Origin of the sequence: Salmonella sp. SAL4457, from assembly GCF_046548235.1 — a bacterium.
Taxonomy (GTDB): domain Bacteria; phylum Pseudomonadota; class Gammaproteobacteria; order Enterobacterales; family Enterobacteriaceae; genus Salmonella; species Salmonella enterica.
This window is the reverse complement of record NZ_JBGDZO010000816.1, coordinates 1-258: the sequence shown is the minus strand read 5'-3', so window position 1 is coordinate 258 and position 258 is coordinate 1. Positions and strand designations below refer to the sequence as shown.

The 258-nt window shown below is 62.8% G+C and carries 1 protein-coding gene; it reads left to right on the top strand.

The features are described from left to right. Positions 1–32: 32 nt before the first annotated feature. The coding region (locus ACLJNW_RS26440; protein ID WP_410961543.1) for a protein kinase domain-containing protein at positions 33–258 on the top strand (226 nt) is incomplete at its 3' end.

The window sequence follows — 258 nt, the reverse complement described above, 5'->3', positions numbered from 1 at the left end:
GATTGATACGCCGCAATATAATCGCCCGCACTATGGGTCTCTCCCCGGGCCAACGGGTTGGCCCGAACGACGTTGTTGATCGGCTCGGCGCAGGTGGTATGGGCGAGGTGTACCGTGCCCGAGACCTCCGGCTGCAGAGAAACGTTGCGCTGAAGATCCTTCCCGAGGCGGTGGTAGGGGACGACGACCGGCTGGCGCGGTTCACGCGAGAAGCCCAGATACTCGCAGCGCTCAACCATCCCAACATCGCGGCGATTT